Raw genomic sequence first — 19,231 nt, 5'->3', positions numbered from 1 at the left:
TCTCCGTTATCTGACGGGAAATTTAACCCAAATGGGTGAAGAAGGAAGGCAATGGCCGATGTTCTGACGATCTGCGCGGGGTGCCGCGCTACCGACAAGCCGGCGCGGGGGGCTGAACTGGCAGAACGTCTGCGTGCCGTGATCGGGCCAGAAACCGAGGTTCGGGTGAGCGATTGCATGAATGTCTGCAGCCAGCCCATCACGGTTTCGATTCGCGCGACCGGCAAAGCGGCATACCTGTTCGCCGGGGTTGATCCGGATACGCAGGCCGACGAACTGATTGCCTTGGCGCAGCTATACGCCAAGGCTGAGGGCGGGATCATCGATGATGCCCGCCCCCTTGGACAGCTCAGGTTTTGCCTGTTGGGGCGCATCCCAGGCTAGTCGCGCTTGGTATAGAGCGTGGCCGCGATCAGCCCCAACAGCACCCAGGACGCTGCAGCCACGCCCAGCGAACGTGTCGCGAAATGCGCCGCAAGTTCGGGTGCCGCCACGCCGAAATAGGTGTCAAGCCGGGGCGCACCGATCAGATGCGGCAAAGCGATAAGAACAACGCCGATGGTAATCGCGACTGGCCCGCGCCCAAAGGCGAACAGGGCCAGCGCAATTATCGTGGCGCCGACGCAGCTGATCCACCATGCCTGACGCGCGGTGAGCTCGGCGGCGATGCTGCCCGGAAGTTCCGGGGGCAGTCCGAAGGATGGAGCAAGATTGATCGCGACAAAGCCCGCCAATCCCCAGATGAGACCGATACGAGGGGAAAGGCGATGGCCTGAACGTTCCGCCAGAGCAAATCCCGCGACCATGATAAAGGCGAAACCGGTATAGCTGACCAGGTTCATGCCCAAGGTCCCGAAATGGCGGCCGATTTCACCCCAGACGGGGGGATGTCCGGCGTCAGAAGACGGGCTTCCGTTTGCGCTGAAATGGATGCGCGCTCCGGTTTCGTACAATTCCCCTTCCAGCAGAAGGGGAACCGTGAAGGTAAATTGAAGCAGGGCCGCAAGAAACCCTGCGGCCACTCCAGCGATCAACGCGCTGGTCAAAAGATGCCGTGTCATGGAACTGAAGGCAGGATGCGATCAGTGACAGGGAAATGCGATGGCATGACGCGAATCGTGGGATACGTCGTGCATCACCTGCGCGTGGCTGAAGCCCGCCGCGAAAATCAGGCCCACTCCGATAAAACCGGCCAGAGCAATGCCCAGGATATCGCTGTCGGTGCGAATGTTCGCAAAGGTCTTAATCATGTCTAGTCTCCTCTTCCGTCATCCCCGACGGCTTGGGTTGATATCACGCATGGCAGGTCTCCTGGCTGACGGGTCTACACGTTCACCACCTTCCCGGGCTTGTACCCAGTGGCCTTTGGCAAACGCTCACCGCTGACAGTCGCGGGGGCGGCTGTGGCTGCAGGCCCCGGTTTGGGTCACCTGTTCCACATTCCCTTTTCATCCCGGTGCTTTGCACCTGTGAATAGGAACCATACCCGAACCTTCTCGCCCGTACCGCGCGCTCCGGTCAAGTTCGTTTTGCGTAGTCTGGGGGCGAAAAACGACGAAAGTACGCCCCCAATATCGCCAAGGGTTCGCAATATCTTGTGGATAACTGACCCGTTTGTGCCAGATAGAGGGTGTTTTTATTGACTCGATGACCTTCGGGGCCACAGGATCAAGGTCACCTCGGAATCAGTGGACAGGCACACATTGCTTTTTACCAAGCTCAGACTCACCGGCTTCAAAAGCTTCGTCGACCCGACGGACCTTCTGATCAAGGAAGGTCTGACTGGCGTCGTGGGCCCCAATGGGTGCGGCAAGTCCAACCTGCTGGAAGCGCTGCGTTGGGTGATGGGGGAAAACCGGCCCAAGGCGATGCGCGGCGGCGGCATGGAAGACGTGATCTTCGCCGGTGCCTCGACCCGTCCGGCGCGCAATTTCGCCGAGGTCAGCCTTGTCATCGACAATTCCGACCGGCTGGCGCCGGCAGGGTTCAACGACGAAGACCAGCTGGAAATCGTCCGGCGCATCACCCGCGACGTCGGCAGCGCCTACAAGGTGAATACCAAGGACGTGCGGGCGCGCGACGTTCAGATGCTGTTCGCCGATGCCTCGACCGGCGCCCATTCGCCGGCGCTGGTGCGGCAGGGGCAGATTTCCGAACTGATCAATGCCAAGCCGAAGAACCGCCGCCGCATCCTGGAGGAAGCGGCGGGGATTTCCGGTCTTTACCAGCGTCGCCACGAGGCCGAGCTGAAGCTGAAGGGCGCCGAACAGAACCTTGCAAGGGTCGATGACGTGGTCGATCAACTGGCTAGCCAACTGGCGCAGCTCGACCGGCAGGCGCGGCAGGCGGCGCGCTATCGCTCCATCGGCGAGGAGCTGCGCAAGGCCGAGGGCATGCTGCAGTACCGCCGCTGGCGCGAAGCCGACGAGGCACGCCTGCTGTCCGAGGAGGAATTGCGCGCCCGCGTCACGGCCGCCGCGCAGGCCGAGGCGCAGGCACGGCAAGCGGCGAAGGAACGGCAGGCCAAGGACGACGCGCTGCCGCCGCTGCGCGAGGAAGAAGCGATCGCTTCGGCGATCCTGCAACGGCTCGAGGTGCAGCGGGATTCGCTGAAGGATCAGGAAGCCCGCGCGCTGCAGACCATCGAGACGCTGAAGAACCGTATCCTGCAGCTGAGCAAGGATATCGATCGCGAGGCGGGGCTGAACCGCGACGCGGGCGAAACCATCGAACGGCTGGAATGGGAAGCGCGCGAGCTGAAGAAGGCCGGCGAAGGCCATGATGACCGGCTCGAGGCCGCCTCGGACGCGGCGCGCGAAGCGGCCAGCGTGTTGCAGGATCGCGAAGCCGACCTGTCGCAGCAGACCGAGGACGTGGCGCGTCTGGCCGCCCGGCACCAATCGGCGCAGCGCCTGCTGGATGACAACCGCAAGACGCTGGAGCGCTCCGAGGCCGAGGCGGTCAAGGCCCGCGACGCGGTGGCCGCAGCCCAATCGGCGCTGACCGAGGCCGAGGAACGGTTCGAGGAAGCGCAGGAAGAAGAGGCGGTGGCGCTGGAAACGGTGGAAAACGCCGAGGAAACCCTGATGGCCGCCGAAGCCGCCCGCGCCGAAACGCAAGGACGTGAAGCCGATGTGCGCGCCGAACGGTCCGAGGCCGAGGGCGAGCTGAACGCGCTGCGCGCCGAGGTTACGGCGCTGGCGAAGCTGTTGGAACGCGACACCGCCGAGGGTGGTCAGATCCTCGACCGGCTGCAGGTCGAAATGGGGTTCGAAAAGGCGCTTGGCGCGGCGCTGGCTGACGATCTGCGCGCGCCGCAAGTGGATGAGGACGGCCCTTCGGGCTGGACCGAACTGCCCGATTACGACGACACGCAGGCGCTGCCAGCCGGGGTTACCGCTTTGTCGAACCACGTGTCGGTGCCCGACGTTCTGGCCCGCCGGATGGCGCAGATCGGGCTGATCGATCCCGAGGATGCGGCGCGGTTGCAGCCACTGCTGAAACCCGGTCAGCGGCTGGTGTCGGTCGAGGGAGACCTGTGGCGGTGGGACGGTTACCGCGCCTGGGCCGAAGACGCGCCCTCGGCGGCGGCGCTGCGGCTGCAGCAGCTCAACCGCCTGGAAGAACTGAAACAGCAAAGCGAACGGGCCAATACCCGGGCCGATGCGGCGCGGCAGGCGCATGAGGCGCTGACCCAGCGTCTGGCTGATCTGACCCGCGCCGATCAGGCCGCCCGTCAGGCGCGCCGCGATGCCGACCGTTTGGTGAACGAGGCCAGCCGCAAGCTGTCGCGCGCCGAGGCCGACCGCAACCTGGCCGAATCCAAGCTGGAATCGCTGGGACTGGCGGTGACCCGGCACGAGGACGAGGCGACCGAATCCCGCGCCCGGGTGCTGGAAGCCGAACGCGCCATGGCCGATCTGGAGGACCTGGACGAGGCCCGCGCGGCGGTCGAGGACGTCAAGATGACGGTCGAGGCGGCACGTCTGACGATGATGACCAAGCGGTCCGCCCATGATGAAATCCGCCGCGAAGGCGAGGCCCGCCTGCGCCGGAGCCAGGAAGTGACCAAGGAAATCAGCGGCTGGAAACACCGTCTGGAAACCGCCGAGAAACGCAGCGCCGAATTGGCCGAGCGCAAGTTCGATTCCGAGGAAGAGCTGCGCATGGCGAGCGAAGCGCCCGAGGAAATCCGCATCAAGCGCGAGGAACTGGGTGAGGCGATCGAAGAGGCCGAGGAACGCCGCCGGCAGGCCAGCGACGTGCTGGCCGAGGCCGAAAGCCAGCTGCGCGCCTCCGAACAGGCCGAACGCGATGCCGAACGGGCGGCCAGCGAAGCGCGCGAAGCGCGGGCCCGGTCGGAAGCCCGCGCCGACGCGGCGCGCGAAACCGTCGCCTACGCGGTGGAGCGGATCGAGGAAGACCAGCAGACGGCGCCGGACAAGTTGCTGGAAACGCTCGACGTCGATCCCGACACCATGCCCGAGGCCGACGCGATCGAGGCCGATGTGAACCGGCTGAAGCGGCAGCGCGACGCGCTTGGCGCGGTCAACCTGCGGGCCGAGGAAGACGCCAAGGAAGTGCGCGAGGAACACGGCAGTCTGGTCGACGAAAAGGCCGATCTGGAAGAGGCGATCAAGGCGCTGCGGTCTGGTATCGCCAGCCTGAACAAGGAAGGCCGTGAGCGGTTGCTGACCGCCTTCGAGCAGGTGAACAGCAATTTCGGCCTGTTGTTCCGGCACCTGTTCGGCGGCGGCGAGGCCAACCTGGTGCTGGTGGAAAGCGACGATCCGCTGGACGCGGGCCTGGAAATCATGTGCCAGCCGCCGGGCAAGAAACTGTCGACCCTGTCGCTGCTGTCGGGCGGCGAACAGACGCTGACGGCGATGGCGCTGATCTTCGCCGTGTTCCTGGCCAACCCGGCGCCGATCTGTGTTCTCGACGAGGTCGACGCGCCGCTGGACGACGCCAACGTGACCCGGTTCTGCGATCTGCTGGACGAAATGTGCCGCCGCACCGAAACCCGGTTCCTGATCATCACCCACCACGCGGTGACGATGGCGCGGATGGACCGTCTGTTCGGGGTGACGATGCAGGAACAGGGCGTCAGCCAGCTGGTCAGCGTCGATCTGAAGAAGGCCGAGCAGCTGGTGGCGTGACGGGGGCGCCGCTCGTCGCCGTTGCACGGCGACATCGCCCCGCCCGCCGTCCCGTGCTCAGAGCTTCTTCAGCCGGTCCTCCAGCGTCACCACCCCGTCCTGCACGATCTTGCACAGCAGCCCGCGCAGCCGCAGGTGCACGTTTTCCCGCGCGGTGATCCAATCCTTTGCCGGTGCGCCATAGCGCGCTTTCCATTTCACGCAGGCATCGTTGAACACGTCCGACACTTCGAGAATCGCCGTGCCCGCCTGCAAGCGGCTGCCCACGGGCAGGTTGGCATAGGAACAATCCAGGTCGGCCACGATCGGATCGCCGGGATGGGGCTGATTGTCCCGGTCGGTCCAGACCGCCTCCAGTACCCGGCTGGGCAGGATCGACACCTGGATGCGCGGATCGGGGCTGCCATCGTCCAGTTTCATCCAGGGCGATGTCGTCCAGCGGTCGCCGGGAATGCCCGCCGCGACGGTCAGCGGCAGTTCGGACAGGAATTCGCGTTCCCCGAAACCGGGCCGGCGGCACAGCATTTCGATCGGTGCGTCGTCGCGTGGCGCGGCGCGGATGTGATCCATCGCGGCGGAAAGTTGGGTCGTGGTCGGTTGCATCAGAGTTTCCTCAGGAGGTCTGCGGTGGGCCAGGCATCGGCGGGAAGGCCCAGCCGTTTCTGTTCGGCGCGCACGGCGGCGCGGGTGCCGGAGCCGAGGATGCCGTCGATCTTGCCGACATCATGGCCGCGCGCGGCGAGTTTTTGTTGCAGTTGCTTCATCTGCCCGGTGGAGAGGGCGGGATCGGGATTGCCCGCGTCAAACACCGGCGCGCCCATCAGCCGGGTGCCGAAATAGGCGGCGGTCAGCACATAGGTGAAGCTCTGGTTCCATTCGAAGTAGGCGTCGAAATTGGGATAGGCGATGAAGGCCGGTCCCTTGCGCCCCTGCGGCAGGATCAGCTTGCCCTTCAGCCCCGGCGCCTGCCACTGGCCCGATCGCGGCTCGACCCCCATTGCCTGCCATTGCGACAGCGGCCGCGCGGTATCGAGCCCGGCCAGCGCCCAATCCATCTGTGCCGGAACCCGGACTTCCTGCAGCCAGGGTTCGTTCGGACGCCAGCCGAGGTGCTGCAGCATCTTGGCCCCCGACATCAGCGCATCGGGAGCGGAGGTTTTCAGCGATACATGCCCGTCGCCATCGCCGTCGACGCCGTTCTCGAGGATATCCTTGGGCAGCATCTGCACCATGCCGATTTCACCGGCCCAGGCGCCGGTGGTGCGGGCCGGGTCGAAATCGCCGCGCGCGTACAGGTCGATCGCGGCCATGACCTGCGGCCGGAACAGTTCGGGGCGGCGGCAATCATGCGACAGCGTCACCAGCGCGTTGGCGGTGTTGAAATCGCCTTGCACCGCTCCGTAATCGGTTTCGAACGCCCAGAACGCCAGAAGTACCCCGGGCGAGACGCCGAAATCGCGTTCGATCCGGTCGAAGGTGGCGGCGTATTTCCGTGCGTTGGCGCGGCCCCGGTCCATCCGGTTTTTCGAAATCAGCCGTCGGGCGAAGGTGGTGAAATCCAGCGTGAAGACGCCTTGCCGCCGGTCGGCGGCCAGCACTTTCTGATCCTTCCGAACGCTGGCGAAGAACCCGTCGACCGTGGATCGTGAATGGCCTTGGGCGATGGCTTCCTGTTTCAGCCCTTCGACGAAGCCGGAAAAGCTGCCGCCGCAGGGCACTTGAGCGTCCGCCGGGGCGGACAGGAATGACGCGAACAAAAGGGCGGGAAGGTGAAAACGCATGAAATCCTCGGAACCAATAGGGATCGCGGTTAACCTAGCAGGATCACCCCATGCTGCAACTGTCAGAGCAGCGAGGCCGCGAAGGCCAGCGCCAGCGCGATGCTCCACGCCGTCCACAACACGCGGGTCGCGGCGTCGATGTCATCGGGGCCGATATCGTCGCGCCCTTCGGGATGGACGAAGGGAAAATCACGCATCTCGCCACCGTAGGAACGCGGCCCGGCCAGCGCCACGTCGATCGCGCGGGCCATCGCCGCTTCGGGCCAGCCGGCATTGGGCGAGCGGTGCCGCCTTGCATCGCGCACGGTCGCGGGCCAGTCGCGCAGCACGCGATGGGGCAGGGCGATCAGCAGCGCGGTCAGCCGGGCGGGGATCAGGTTCAGCAGGTCGTCGAACCGGGCGGCGGCCCAGCCGAAGTCTTTATGCCGAGGGGTGCGATAGCCGATCATGCTGTCGGCGGTATTGGTGATCTTGTAGAGCAGCAGCCCGGGCAGGCCGAGCAGGGCGAACCAGAAGATGGGCGCGATCACCCCGTCGGAAAAATTCTCCGCCGCGCTTTCGATGGCGGCGCGACTGACGGCGGGGGCGTCCATTTCGCTGGTGTCGCGCCCGACGATCATCGCCACGCTCATCCGGCCGTCGCCCACCGACAGGCGCAGCGCATTTCCGACCGCCTTCACGTGTTCGACCAGCGAGCGTTGCGCAAACAGGATCGCGGCGATGACGATCTCCACCACCGGGCCGAACAGCGACAGCAGCCAGCCCAGAGCCAAGGCGCCGATGGCCAGCCCGGTCATGGTCAGGATGCCGTTGGCGCGGCGCTGGTCACCGCGATTGAAACGGTCGTCGGCCCAACCGATCACCCGTCCCATCAGGATGGCAGGGTGCGGAAAGCGCGACCACAGCCATTTCGGTTCGCCCATTGCGGCATCCAGCAGCATCGCCAGCACCAGGGTCACAGCGCCGCCTCCATCCTGTGCCACTGGTCCGGGGCGGGCAGGCCAAGCCGGATCAGCGTATCGGAATAAGGGAATGTCCGGGTCCAGATTTGCGCTTTCGCCAGTCGGTCCTGCCACTTTGCGGCGTTGTCGACATCGTATAGCCGGAACAGCGGGGTGCCCCCCGACAGTCGTGCCCCGGCGCGGGTCATCAGCGCGTCCATCCGGGCGGCGTCTTCGTTCAGTCTTGTGCGTGTCGCGATGGCCCAGGCGTCATCGGTCAGCGCCCGCGTGCCGATGGCCAGCGCCGGGCCCGACACCGGCCAGGGCCCGAGCATTTGCGCCAGGCGGTCGATCAGCTCGGGATCGCCGATGGCGAAGCCCAGCCGCAGCCCGGCCAAGCCCCAGAACTTGCCGAAGCTTTTCAGGACCAGTGTGCCGGGGCGGGTGGCATGAGCGATCAGAGACCGGTCCGGCGCCACATCGCAGAAGCTTTCGTCGATGACATGCAGGTCGAACCCGTCCGGTTCACCGGCGTACCAATGGCCGGTTGGATTGTTGGGATGCACGATGACACGTGCCGCCGGAGCGTCGTCCGACACTTGCCAGCCCGCCGCAGCGAAAGCGGCGGCATGTTCGTTGTAGGTGGGCGCGGGAATGTCGACGGTGGCGGCAGGCCGCAGAGCCGGAATGCGGGCGATCAGCGATGACGCCCCCGGCGCGGCCAGGATGGCGGCCCCGTCCGGAACCTGCCAGAACGACCGCGCCGCGTCGGTCAGCGCCTGCGCGGCGGCGCTGTCGGGCAGGGCTGTCCAGGCGTCGGCTGGAATGCCGGAAACCGGGTAGGGCGCCGGGTTGATGCCGGTCGACAGGTCGATCCAGTCTGCACGCGTGCCGCCGTAGCGGGCCGCTGCCGCGTCTATTCCCCCGCCGTGATCGCGCTGCGGCAAGGCCATCTCAGCCCTCCTTCGGCAGCGGCGGGTGGCGGGTCACGAAATGCCCTTTCACCCCTTGCGGCCATTGCCGGAACGGCACCTGGCCGCTGTCGCTTTGCGCGTGCAGCGCTGCATACTCGACGATGGCCTGCGCTGCGCCTTCCTCGTCGGGGTCGAACCGGCCCAGCGTATAGGCCAGCTTGCCCTCGCCCTGGATCGCGACGTTGCAGCCGTGGCTGCACCCCATCAAGCAGGACACGCGCCGGGTCTTGATGTCCGCGACGCTTTCGGCGGCGGCTTCAACCTTTTCCGCAAGCGACTCGCCATCGGTGCGGGACGCGGATGCCGCATCCCAGCCGTCGCGTTTGCAGGTGTCACAGATCGTAATCCAGCTTGTCATCGGCGCGTTTCCTTTCGCGCGAAGACAAAGCGGATTCGGATTGAAAGCACAAGATGCGACATTGGGACGGCGGGGGAAAAGCCGCGGTTTCCCCCGTAACGGTCCCCCGGTGCTAGGAGGCGGCAGCGTAGCTCAGCGCGTCACGCCGATGCGGTTCGCCATAATCCAGCACCGGGTTGATCGGGATGATCCGGTGCGGATTGATGGTGTCGTGGCTGTAGTGATAGTGCCGCACGATATGGTCGAAACTGACGGTCCCCGCCACGCCGGGCCACTGATACAGTTCGCGGGTATAGGCCCAGAGATTGGGGTAATCGATCAGCCGCTTGCGGTTGCACTTGAAATGCAGGTGATAGACCGAGTCGAACCGGATCAGGGTGGTGAACAGCCGCCAGTCGGCCTCGGTCACGCGCTCGCCCATCAGGTAACGACGGGTCGACAACCGCTCCTCCAGCCAGTCGAGGCTGTCGAACAGCGGCCCGACCGCTTCGTCGTAGGCCGATTGCGTCGTCGCGAAACCGGCCTTGTAGACGCCGTTGTTGACGCTGTCATAGATGCGGGCGTTGACCGGTTCGATCGCGGCGCGCAAATCCTCTGGCCAGTAATCGTCGTGATTGCCGGTGATGTGGTCGAAGGCCGAATTGAGCATCCGGATGATCTCGGAGCTTTCGTTCGATACGATGGTTTCGGTTTTCTTGTCCCACAGGACCGGCACCGTCACCCGCCCCGAGATGCCGGGATCCGCCTTGGTATAGATGTCGCGCATGAAGGACAGGCCATAGAGCCGATCGCCGGTGGCGCCGTCGAAGCCCTGATCTAAGCTCCAGCCATCGTCCAGCATATCGGGGTGCACGACCGAAATGCCGATATGATCCTCCAATCCCTTGAGGGCGCGGAAGATCAGGGTGCGATGGGCCCAGGGACAGGCATAGGAGACATAGAGGTGATAGCGCCCCGATTCTGCTTTGAATCCGCCTTCTCCCGTCGGTCCGGCGTTGCCATCGGGGGTGATCCAGTTGCGGAAACCGGCGGTCGAGCGGACGAATTTGCCGCCGGTTTTTCCCGTGTCGTACCAGGTGTCGTGCCATTTGCCGTCGATCAGTAGGCCCATCATGCGTCTCCTTTTCACATGAACCGATCTAGGCTGTCGGGCGTTGTGCGAAAATGGCGATACCCGCGCAGATTATTTGCGTTGCCGCACAAAAGAGGGGCGCGAGGGTCGCATTCGATGGTCGTCGCGACGTTTCTACAATTGCGTTTACGCGGCCGGGGCAATTATACCTGAACGCAGACGAAGCCCCGTCGGGGCCGGAGAGGTGAGCTTGCGCGATCGACCCAACCAGGGGATCAGGGCAGGCGTCGTCAGGTGCCTTTCGGGGCATCCTCTCTTCGATGTGACAGAAAAGGGGAGAGGCATGAAAGCTTTCTATGCAGTTTTGGGTCTGTTCTGGGCAGGGCAGGCCGCCGCGCATCCGGGCCATCTGGCCGAGGTGGCCGGACACGGCCATTGGCTGGCTGGCGTCGCCATCGGGGCTGCCATTGCGATTGGCCTGTGGGCCGGGCTGAAGGGCAAGGCGGAAGCCGAGGGGGATTCGGAACAGGCCGAAGACGCCGGCGAAGAAGACCTGCAGGAAGCCTGAGACATGGCGAAAATCGGAGTGATGATCTGCGGCCACGGGTCCCGCAGCCAGGCAGCCGTGGACGAATTCAGCGTGCTGGCCGAAAAGCTGCCCGCGTTGCTGCCGTCTGACTGGGAAACCGAATACGGCTATCTGGAATTCGCCAACCCGGTGATCCGCGACGGGCTGGACCGGTTGCGCGAAAAGGGCTGCGACCGGATCGTGGCGGTGCCCGGGATGCTGTTCGCCGCGATGCATTCGAAGAACGATATCCCGACGGTGCTGAACACCTATGCCGCCAAGCACGGGATCGAGGTGTCCTATGGCCGCGAACTGGGGGTCGATCCCAAGATGGTCGCCGCCGCCGGCGCGCGGGTGCGCGAGGCGGTCGAGCGCGCCAACGCGGAACTGGGCGACGTGCCGCTGCACGATACCTGCCTGGTGGTGATCGGGCGCGGCGCGTCGGACCCCGACGCCAATGCCAACGTGTCCAAGATCGCCCGGCTGTTGCAGGAAGGCATGGGATTCGGATGGTGCGAGGTGGGCTATTCCGGCGTCACCTTCCCGCTGGTCGAACCCTGCCTGAACCACGTGGTGAAGCTGGGCTACAAGCGCGTCATCGTGTTCCCCTATTTCCTGTTCACCGGCATCCTGATCGACCGCATCTACGGCTTCACCGACCAGGTCGCGGCCAGACATCCCGACATCCAGTTCGTCAAGGCGGGTTATCTGAACGACCATCCCAAGGTGCTGGAAACCTTTGCCGAGCGGGTGACCGAGCAGCTTTCCGATGTGCCGCCGCCCAACTGCGGCACCTGCCCCCATCGCACCCAGGTCCTGTCCGTCGAAGGCGGGGCGCCGGTGCAGATCAGCGCCGAGGAGCGCGCCGGGCATCCGGCCTTTGCCGACGTGCCGCCGCCCACCTGCGTGATGTGCAAGTACCGGGTCGAGGTTCTGGGCTTCGAGGCCGAGGTCGGCGCTGTGCAGGAAAGCCATCACCACCATGTCGAAGGCCAGGGCGCCAGCGCGCCCGGATCGAACGTGGCCGATTGCAAGCTGTGCGATACGTTCTGCACCGGGGAATGCCGGTTGGAGATGGGGCATCACCACCATCACAATGACCACGATCATCATCATGATCACGGGCATGATCATGCGCACGGCCACAGTCACGGCCATCACCATCATCACCACGACCACGATCACGTGCACCCCGAATACCCGCATGCGGATCACCCGCTGGGGCCGGAAAGCGCGCGCAGGCATCGTCATTGAGCCCGGGGCATTGACCCCATTGTGAAGCCCGATGGGCTTCGCATTCCGCATCGACCCCCATCCTGTCCTTCCCCCGGTCCGGGGGAAGGAACCCAACGGAGACCGAGCGCCATGCGCCCATACGAAAAGAATCCCTCGGCGATCTATGCGCAGTCCTTCGCGACGGTGCGGAACGAAGCGCGACTCGACCGGTTCGGGCCGGGGATGCAGGCGCTGGCGATCCGGCTGATCCACGCCTGCGGCATGGTGGAGGTGGCCGACCGGCTGGCCTTTTCGCCGGACGCCTATGAGGCCGGGCGCGACGCGCTGCTGGCCGGTGCGCCGGTGTTGTGCGATTGCGAAATGGTCGGCGCCGGGATCATCCGCCGTTACCTGCCCAAGGAAAACGAGGTGGTGGTGACGCTGAACGATTCGCGCGTGCCGGGGATCGCGGCGGGGATCGGCAATACCCGCTCGGCGGCGGCGGTGGAACTGTGGGCCGACCGGCTGGACGGCGCCGTGGTGGCGGTGGGCAACGCGCCGACGGCGCTGTTTCACCTGCTGGAACTGATCGATCAGGGGGCGCCGAAGCCGGCGCTGATCCTGGGCTTCCCGGTGGGTTTCGTCGGGGCGGCGGAAAGCAAGGCGGAACTGGCCGCCAATGCGCGCGGCTGTGATTTCGTGGCGTTGCGCGGACGGCGCGGCGGATCGGCGATCGCCTCGGCGGCGGTGAACGCGCTGGCGGCAGGATTGCCGGAGGAAAAGGAGGCTGAACATGGCTGAACCGTGGTTGCATATCGTGGGTATCGGTGAGGACGGGCTGGAGGGGCTCTTGCCCGCCACCCGTGCGGTGGTCGAGGCGGCGGAGGTGATCGTCGGCGGCGACCGGCATCATGACCTGTCGGGTACGGTGACCGCCGAGCGGGTCGCCTGGCCGTCGCCCTTCGACGCGCTGATCGACATGCTGCAGGCGATGAAGGGGCGGCGCGTGGTGGTGCTGGCCACCGGCGATCCCTTGTGGTTTTCCGTCGGTGCCCGGATCGGGCGGTCGATCGATCCGTCCGAGATTACCTATCACCCGCAGCTCTCGGCGTTCCAGCTGGCCGCCGCGCGGATGGGTTGGAGCCTGGCGGATGTCGAAACGCTCACCGTGCACGGGCGCCCGGTCGAACAGATGATCGCCTTCATCCAGCCCGATGCGCGGCTCCTGATCCTGACCACCGGGGCGCATACGCCGGGGCAGATCGCGGCCTTCCTGACCGAGCGCGGCTTCGGTCGTTCGAAGATGACGGTGCTGGCCAATATGGGCGGGGAGAGCGAGGCGCGGTTCGACGGGGTGGCGGAAAGCTGGGATCACGAGGTGCCGGATTTCAACACGCTGGCGGTCGATTGCGTCGCCGCGCCGGACGCGGCGCTGCTGCCCCGGGTGCCGGGGCTGGCCGACGATCTGTTTCAGCATGACGGCACCATGACCAAGCAGGAGGTGCGCGCGGCGACACTGGCCAAGCTGATGCCGATGCGCGGGGCGCTGCTGTGGGATATCGGAACGGGATGCGGATCAGTGGCGGTGGAATGGATGCGCGGCGCGCGCTACGCCCGCGCCATCGGGATCGAGCCGCGCGCCGACCGCCGCGCGATGGCGGCGGCCAATGCGCTGGCTTTGGGGACGCCGAAACTGCAGCTGATCGATGGGCGGGTGCCCGAGGCGCTGAAAGGGCTGGAGGCCCCTGATGCGGTATTCATCGGCGGTGGGCTGAGCCGTGAGGTGTTCGAGGCGGCCTGGGCGGCGCTGCGCCCGCTGGGGCGGCTGGTGGCCAACGCGGTTACGCTGGAAAGCGAGGCGGTGCTGGTCGCGCTGCAGGCCGAGTTCGGCGGCCAGTTGGTCAAGATACAGGTGCAACGGGCCGAACCGGTCGGGCCGCGCACCGGCTGGCGGCCGTTGATGCCGGTGACGCAGTGGAGCCTGATCAAGCGATGAATTGGCAAGGGCGGGACGCCTCCGGCGGGGGGATTTGGGCCAAGAAAAAGTGGCTGGGGGCGGAACATGGCCGGTAAGCTCTATGGCGTCGGGCTGGGGCCGGGGGACCCCGAGCTGATGACGCTGAAGGCCCATCGGCTGGTGTCGCAGGCCCGCGTGGTGGCCTATCCGGCGCTGTCCGGGTCGGACAGTTTCGCCCGCGCCATCGCCGCCGCCGCGATCCCGGAAGGGGCGCGCGAAATCGTCATGGACGTGCCGATGACGGTGGAACGCGGCCCGGCGCAGGCGGCCTATGACGCGGGCGCGGCGCAGATCGCCACGGCGCTGGAGGCGGGCGAGGACGTGATCTGCCTCTGCGAGGGCGATCCGTTCTTCTATGGTTCCTTCATGTATCTACATGCCCGGCTGTCCGGGCGGTTCGAGGTCGAAGTGGTGCCCGGCGTGACTAGCATCACCGCCTGCGCGGGCCGCGCCGGGGTGCCGCTGGCGGCGCGCAACGAGCGGCTGACGGTGTTGCCCGGACCCTTGCCCGAGGCCGAGTTGCGGAGCCGGATCGAGGGCGCCGAGAGCGTCGTCATCATGAAGGTCGGGCGGCACCTGGCCAAGATCCGTGGCGTAATCGCTGAACTGGGGCTGACCGAAAGTGCGGTTTACGTCGAACGGGCCAGCCTGCCCGAGGAGCGCATCTGCCCGCTGTCCGAGGCGCCGGAAAAAGCGCCGTATTTTTCGATGATCTTACTGACGAAGGGGGCCGATCCATGGCTGTGAAACCCGTTGTTCTGGCGCTGAACGCCTCCGGCGAAGCGACCGCGCGCAAGCTGGCCGACGCCTTGGGTGCTGATTTGCATGGGCGCGAGGGGCGCGTGGCGCAGGCAGATGCGTTTTTTCCCAATGCGCTGGACCACGTGCGCGACCTGTTCGCCGCCGGGGTGCCGGTGCTGGGGGTCTGCGCATCGGGCATCCTGATCCGGGCGGTGGCGCCGTTGCTGGGCGACAAGCGGGTCGAGCCGCCGGTGTTGTCGGTATCCGACGACGGGTCGGTGGTGGTGCCGCTGTTGGGCGGGCATCGCGGCGCGAACCGGCTGGCCCGGCAGGTGGCGCAGGCGTTGGATGCCGTCGCGGCGGTGACCACGGCGGGAGATGTGGCGATGGGGGTGGCATTGGACGAACCGCCCGTTGGCTACCGGCTCGCAAATCCACAGGATGCCAAGGGCGCGATGGCGGCGCTTCTGTCGGGCGCGGGCGTGTCGGTGGTGGGCGAGAATATCTTCGGGATCGAGGATGCTGGCGGCGCGGTCGAACTGGTGGTCAGCGAGGCGCCCGAGCGGGCAAGCGAAGATCGGCTGGTCTATCGTCCTCAGCGCCATGTGCTGGGGCTGGGTTGCGCCCGCAATGCCGATCCGGAGGAGATGTGGGAGCTGGTGTCCGGAACATTGGACCAGGCCGGGATCGCGCCGGAAGCGGTGGCCTGCGTTGCCTCGATCGACCTGAAGGCGGATGAGCCGGCGATGAACGAAGTGGCGCGGCGGCTGGGCGTGCCGTTGCGACTGTACACGGCAGCGGAACTGGAGGCGCAGGATGTGCCGAACCCGTCCGAGGTGGTCTTTGCCGAGGTCGGCTGCCATGGCGTCAGCGAAGGCGCGGCTTTGGCATGCGGAGGCAGTTTGGTGGTCGAGAAACAGAAAGCCGCCAATTGCACCTGCGCCCTGTCGCGGACCGAGGCGCCGCTCACCGAACTGCCGGGCCGGGCGCGTGGCCGGCTGAGCGTGGTGGGGATCGGGCCCGGGCAGGCATCCTGGCGCACGCCGGAAGTGTCGAAGCTGGTGGCCGAAGCCGAGGAACTGGTCGGCTACGGGCTTTATATCGATCTGTTGGGGCCGCTGGCCGCGGGCAAAACCCGGTCGGATTTTCCGCTGGGCGGGGAAGAGGCGCGCTGCCGCTATGCGCTGGAACGCGCCGCCGAGGGACGCAACGTGGCGCTGGTCTGTTCAGGGGATGCCGGGATCTACGCAATGGGGGCGCTGGTGTTCGAACTGCTGGATCGCGGGCCTGACGAGCACGGGGTGAGCGATGCCGCGCACCGGGTCGAGGTGATCTGTTCCCCCGGCGTTTCGGCGCTGCAGGGGGCGGCGGCACGGGCCGGGGCGCCCTTGGGCCACGATTTCTGCACCATTTCGCTGAGCGACCTGCTGACCCCGCGCGACGATATCCTGCGGCGGCTGAAGGCGGCGGCGGAGGGCGATTTCGTCATCGCCTTCTATAACCCGGTATCAAAGACGCGGCGCACCCTGCTGGCCGAGGCGCGCGATATCCTGTTGCAGCACCGTCCGGCCGATACGCCGGTGATGCTGGCGTCGTCACTGGGACGGCCGGAGGAACACGTGCGCTATCGCCGGCTGGACGAACTGGAAGTGGACGAGGTCGATATGCTGACGGTGGTGCTGGTCGGGTCGAGCAATTCGCGGCTGGCGCATCTGGGCGAAGGCCCGCGCATGTTCACGCCGCGCGGCTATGCCCGCAAGATCGACGGCGACCTGGCGGCGGATGCGGCGCAGTGAGCGTTTTGGGAACAGTGAAAAGGGAAGCTCTGGCATGACGGTTTATTTCATCGGCGCGGGGCCAGGCGACCCGGAATTGTTGACCAAGAAGGCCGAACGGGTGATCGGCGACTGTCCGGTCTGCCTGTATGCCGGATCGCTGGTGCCGCCCGAGGTGGTGGCCTGCGCACCCGAGGGGGCGAAGGTGATGGATACCGCGCCGATGACGCTGGACGACACCCATGCGGAGATCAAAGCGGCGCATGCGCGGGGGCAGGACGTGGCGCGGGTGCATTCGGGCGATCCGTCGCTTTACGGCGCGATCGCCGAACAGATCCGGCGGCTCAGGGCCGAGGGCATTCCCTATGAAATCATCCCCGGCGTGCCCGCTTATGCCGCCGCCGCCGCCGCATTGGGGCAGGAACTGACCGTGCCGGAACTTGCGCAGTCGATCGTTCTGACCCGGGTATCGATGAAATCCACCGCGATGCCGTCGGGCGAAACGCTGGAAAACTTCGCGCGCACCGGCGCGACGCTGGCGATTCACCTCGGCGTGCGGAACCTGCGCGAGATCGAGCGGCAGCTTTCGCCGCATTACGGGGCCGATTGTCCGGTGGTCGTGGCCTATCGCGTCGGCTGGCCGGACCAGATGTTCATTCGCGGCACGCTTTCGGACATCCACGGCAAGGTGCGGGCGGAAAAAATCACCCGGACGGCGCTGATTCTGGTCGGTCCGGTTCTGGGCGATGTCCGCGATTTCAAGGATTCGGCGCTGTACGACCCGGCGATGCCGCACGTGTTGCGTCCGAAAGCGTCGGCAAAATGACACAGTCGCAGGGAAAGATGGCGGCGTCCCGATAGCGATATTCCCCCCGGGCCGCGTTTTTCGCATGCTTGGGGGGAAGTTGGGAGGCACATCATGTCGACATTCCTGTCCGAAGAGGTTCTGGCCGGTCTGGAAGCGGCGCGCAAGCGCGACCGCAAGCGCAATGGCCGGATGCTGGTCGAAGCTGACGGCAAGACCTATCGCATACTCAGCTTCTGGGATGGCGGGTTCGAGCTCGATGCGGAAACCGCGCCGCATCTGCGGGGTTTCGTCGATCTGTATGATCGCGGCCAGCACATGTACCAATGCCTGATCGTCGCCTCGGGCGAGGAAAACGGGCGGATGTGCTATGAATTCAAGCGGCTGACGGCGATCCAGGAACGCCCGCCGCGGGATTTCGCGCCCGAGAGGGACGACAGGATCGCCCTGCCGCGCCCCTCGGCCTGATGCTTATTGCAGGTCGGCGAAGGCTGCCTGCATCCGGTCCACCGCCTGTTCCACGATGCTGCGCGGCGTGGCGAGGTTGAAGCGCAGGAAATCGTCGCCCCCCGACCCGAATGTCGGCCCGTGGTTGATGGCGATTTTCGCGTCGCGCTCGACCCGCTTGGTGAATTCATCCCGCGTCATGCCGGTGCCGGCGAAATCGACCCAGGCGAGGTAAGTCGCTTCCAGCTTCATCGAGGCGAGGCCCGGGATTGAATTGATGCCTTCATCGAAAACCTGCCGGTTTCCGTCGATATAGGCGATCAGGTCGTCGACCCAGGCTGCCCCCTCGGGGGAATAGGCCGCTTCGGCCATGTGCAGACCGAAGGAATTGGGCGACATGCCGAGTGCCGCCATCTTGGCGGCGAATTTCGCGCGCAGATCGGGATCATGGATGATCACGTTGCCCGAATGGCTGCCGGCGATGTTGAAGGTCTTGGTGGTCGCCGACATCATGATCAGCCGGTCCGAAATGCCTTCGATGGTTGCCATCGGGATATGCCGTGCGCCGCCGAAGACAAGATCGTGATGGATTTCGTCCGACACCAGGATCAGGTCGTGGCGCTTGGCGAACGCGGCGACGCCTTCCAGTTCGTCCTTGGTCCAGACCCGGCCGCCGGGATTGTGCGGCGAACACAGGATCAGCATCTTTTCCGACCCGTCCATCTGTTTGTCCCAGGTGTCGAAATCCATTTCGTAGCGGCCGTTTTCATAGGACAGGTCGCATTCCACGACGCGGCGGTTATTGGCGCGGATCACCTTGGCGAAAGCATGGTAGACTGGCGTCATCAGCACCACGCCATCGCCCGGAGCGGAGAATGTGTCGACGCACAGCGCGGTGCCGTTCACCAGCCCGTGGGTGGTGAAAATGGCGTCGGGGTCGACGGTCCAGCCATGCCGGTTCTGCATCCACCAGCAGATCGCGTTGCGATAGCTGCTGTCATCGCCATAATAGCCGTAAACCCCGTGTTCATGCATCTTCGCGATGGCATTCTGCACGCAGTCGGGCGCGCGGAAATCCATGTCGGCGACCCACATCGGGATGCCGTCCTTGGCCGGAACGCCATAGATGTCTTCCATCATGTCCCATTTGACCGAGTGGGTGCCAAAACGGTCGATGATCGTGTCGAAGCTCATTCGGGGTCTCCTTGGATGTGTCGCAGTGTTGCCTGCCGGGAATGCCGGCATTAAGTCATTGTCGGGTCAAAATTCCAATATATGCATAAAAATTGGAAGAGTGATCTCGATTTTTTCTAAATTTAGGGAAATCGTACTTGATGCAATTGAATATTCGGGCCATTTTTCTATATGGCTGTTTTGT

Annotated in this window: 19 protein-coding genes and 1 riboswitch; of the genes, 10 read left to right on the top strand and 9 right to left on the bottom strand. The window is 65.5% G+C overall.

Annotated features, from left to right (window positions below; all coding sequences use genetic code 11):
* Positions 1 to 51: 51 nt before the first annotated feature.
* Positions 52 to 384: a DUF1636 family protein gene (locus tag IT775_RS08340; RefSeq protein ID WP_212700630.1), complete on the top strand. Its 333-nt coding sequence runs from the start codon at positions 52 to 54 to the stop codon at positions 382 to 384.
* Here IT775_RS08340 and IT775_RS08335 read toward each other — a convergent pair.
* Positions 381 to 1,061 (bottom strand): CbtA family protein, encoded by a 681-nt coding sequence (locus IT775_RS08335; protein WP_212700629.1) that lies wholly within the window; start codon positions 1,059 to 1,061, stop codon positions 381 to 383. The two genes, IT775_RS08340 and IT775_RS08335, sit on opposite strands and share 4 nt — an antisense overlap.
* A 21-nt stretch (positions 1,062 to 1,082) precedes the next feature.
* Positions 1,083 to 1,250, bottom strand: coding sequence for a CbtB domain-containing protein (locus IT775_RS08330; protein ID WP_212700628.1), 168 nt, complete (start codon positions 1,248 to 1,250; stop codon positions 1,083 to 1,085).
* Between the two features lie 34 nt (positions 1,251 to 1,284).
* Positions 1,285 to 1,500, bottom strand: a riboswitch (cobalamin riboswitch).
* A gap of 203 nt (positions 1,501 to 1,703) precedes the next feature.
* Between IT775_RS08330 and smc the strand changes: the two genes are divergently transcribed.
* Positions 1,704 to 5,159 carry a chromosome segregation protein SMC gene (gene smc, locus IT775_RS08325; RefSeq protein WP_212700627.1) on the top strand — a complete coding sequence of 1,152 codons (3,456 nt, stop codon included), beginning with the start codon at positions 1,704 to 1,706 and terminating at the stop codon, positions 5,157 to 5,159.
* A gap of 57 nt (positions 5,160 to 5,216) precedes the next feature.
* On the opposite strand, the gene IT775_RS08320 is transcribed toward smc, so the two are convergent.
* From IT775_RS08320 to IT775_RS08295, 6 genes are all read right to left on the bottom strand, one after another.
* Positions 5,217 to 5,762: an MOSC domain-containing protein gene (locus tag IT775_RS08320; protein ID WP_212700626.1), complete on the bottom strand. Its 546-nt coding sequence runs from the start codon at positions 5,760 to 5,762 to the stop codon at positions 5,217 to 5,219.
* Positions 5,762 to 6,940 (bottom strand): lytic murein transglycosylase, encoded by a 1,179-nt coding sequence (locus tag IT775_RS08315; protein ID WP_212700625.1) that lies wholly within the window; start codon positions 6,938 to 6,940, stop codon positions 5,762 to 5,764. The genes IT775_RS08320 and IT775_RS08315 overlap by 1 nt, the downstream gene beginning before the upstream one ends.
* Positions 6,941 to 7,002: 62 nt before the next feature.
* Positions 7,003 to 7,881, bottom strand: a complete 879-nt coding sequence (cbiB, locus tag IT775_RS08310; RefSeq protein ID WP_218958574.1) for an adenosylcobinamide-phosphate synthase CbiB — start codon at positions 7,879 to 7,881, stop codon at positions 7,003 to 7,005.
* 14 nt (positions 7,882 to 7,895) lie between these two features.
* Positions 7,896 to 8,834 (bottom strand): threonine-phosphate decarboxylase, encoded by a 939-nt coding sequence (locus IT775_RS08305; protein ID WP_212700623.1) that lies wholly within the window; start codon positions 8,832 to 8,834, stop codon positions 7,896 to 7,898.
* A gap of 1 nt (position 8,835) precedes the next feature.
* Positions 8,836 to 9,213 carry a DUF1636 family protein gene (locus IT775_RS08300; RefSeq protein ID WP_212700622.1) on the bottom strand — a complete coding sequence of 126 codons (378 nt, stop codon included), beginning with the start codon at positions 9,211 to 9,213 and terminating at the stop codon, positions 8,836 to 8,838.
* Between the two features lie 112 nt (positions 9,214 to 9,325).
* Positions 9,326 to 10,324, bottom strand: a complete 999-nt coding sequence (locus IT775_RS08295; RefSeq protein ID WP_212700621.1) for a glutathione S-transferase family protein — start codon at positions 10,322 to 10,324, stop codon at positions 9,326 to 9,328.
* Positions 10,325 to 10,628: 304 nt separating this feature from the next.
* Between IT775_RS08295 and IT775_RS08290 the strand changes: the two genes are divergently transcribed.
* From IT775_RS08290 to IT775_RS08255, 8 genes are all read left to right on the top strand, one after another.
* A complete protein-coding gene (locus tag IT775_RS08290; RefSeq protein ID WP_212700620.1) occupies positions 10,629 to 10,853 on the top strand; it encodes a DUF6732 family protein in 225 nt (74 codons plus the stop codon).
* A gap of 3 nt (positions 10,854 to 10,856) precedes the next feature.
* Positions 10,857 to 12,107, top strand: a complete 1,251-nt coding sequence (locus IT775_RS08285; RefSeq protein ID WP_212700619.1) for a sirohydrochlorin chelatase — start codon at positions 10,857 to 10,859, stop codon at positions 12,105 to 12,107.
* Between the two features lie 111 nt (positions 12,108 to 12,218).
* Complete coding sequence (locus tag IT775_RS08280; RefSeq protein ID WP_212700618.1) at positions 12,219 to 12,869, top strand: precorrin-8X methylmutase; 651 nt, start codon at positions 12,219 to 12,221, stop codon at positions 12,867 to 12,869.
* Positions 12,862 to 14,064 carry a precorrin-6y C5,15-methyltransferase (decarboxylating) subunit CbiE gene (cbiE, locus tag IT775_RS08275; RefSeq protein ID WP_212700617.1) on the top strand — a complete coding sequence of 401 codons (1,203 nt, stop codon included), beginning with the start codon at positions 12,862 to 12,864 and terminating at the stop codon, positions 14,062 to 14,064. The genes IT775_RS08280 and cbiE overlap by 8 nt, the downstream gene beginning before the upstream one ends.
* Before the next feature lie 66 nt (positions 14,065 to 14,130).
* Positions 14,131 to 14,832, top strand: coding sequence for a precorrin-2 C(20)-methyltransferase (gene cobI, locus IT775_RS08270; RefSeq protein WP_212700616.1), 702 nt, complete (start codon positions 14,131 to 14,133; stop codon positions 14,830 to 14,832).
* Positions 14,823 to 16,622, top strand: coding sequence for a precorrin-3B C(17)-methyltransferase (gene cobJ / locus IT775_RS08265; protein ID WP_212700615.1), 1,800 nt, complete (start codon positions 14,823 to 14,825; stop codon positions 16,620 to 16,622). Before cobI ends, cobJ begins: the two co-directional genes overlap by 10 nt.
* A 34-nt stretch (positions 16,623 to 16,656) precedes the next feature.
* Positions 16,657 to 17,427, top strand: a complete 771-nt coding sequence (cobM, locus tag IT775_RS08260) for a precorrin-4 C(11)-methyltransferase (RefSeq protein WP_212700614.1) — start codon at positions 16,657 to 16,659, stop codon at positions 17,425 to 17,427.
* A gap of 93 nt (positions 17,428 to 17,520) precedes the next feature.
* Positions 17,521 to 17,874, top strand: a complete 354-nt coding sequence (locus tag IT775_RS08255; protein ID WP_212700613.1) for a hypothetical protein — start codon at positions 17,521 to 17,523, stop codon at positions 17,872 to 17,874.
* Between the two features lie 3 nt (positions 17,875 to 17,877).
* Here the strand turns inward: IT775_RS08255 and IT775_RS08250 are convergent, their stop codons facing one another.
* Positions 17,878 to 19,047, bottom strand: a complete 1,170-nt coding sequence (locus IT775_RS08250) for a MalY/PatB family protein (RefSeq protein WP_212700612.1) — start codon at positions 19,045 to 19,047, stop codon at positions 17,878 to 17,880.
* Positions 19,048 to 19,231: the final 184 nt, after the last annotated feature.

Origin of the sequence: Thalassovita aquimarina (assembly GCF_018219815.1) — a bacterium.
Taxonomy (GTDB): Bacteria; Pseudomonadota; Alphaproteobacteria; order Rhodobacterales; family Rhodobacteraceae; genus Thalassobius; species Thalassobius aquimarinus.
The sequence above is the reverse complement of the archived record's forward strand: the minus strand, read 5'-3'. Positions and strand labels throughout refer to the sequence as shown.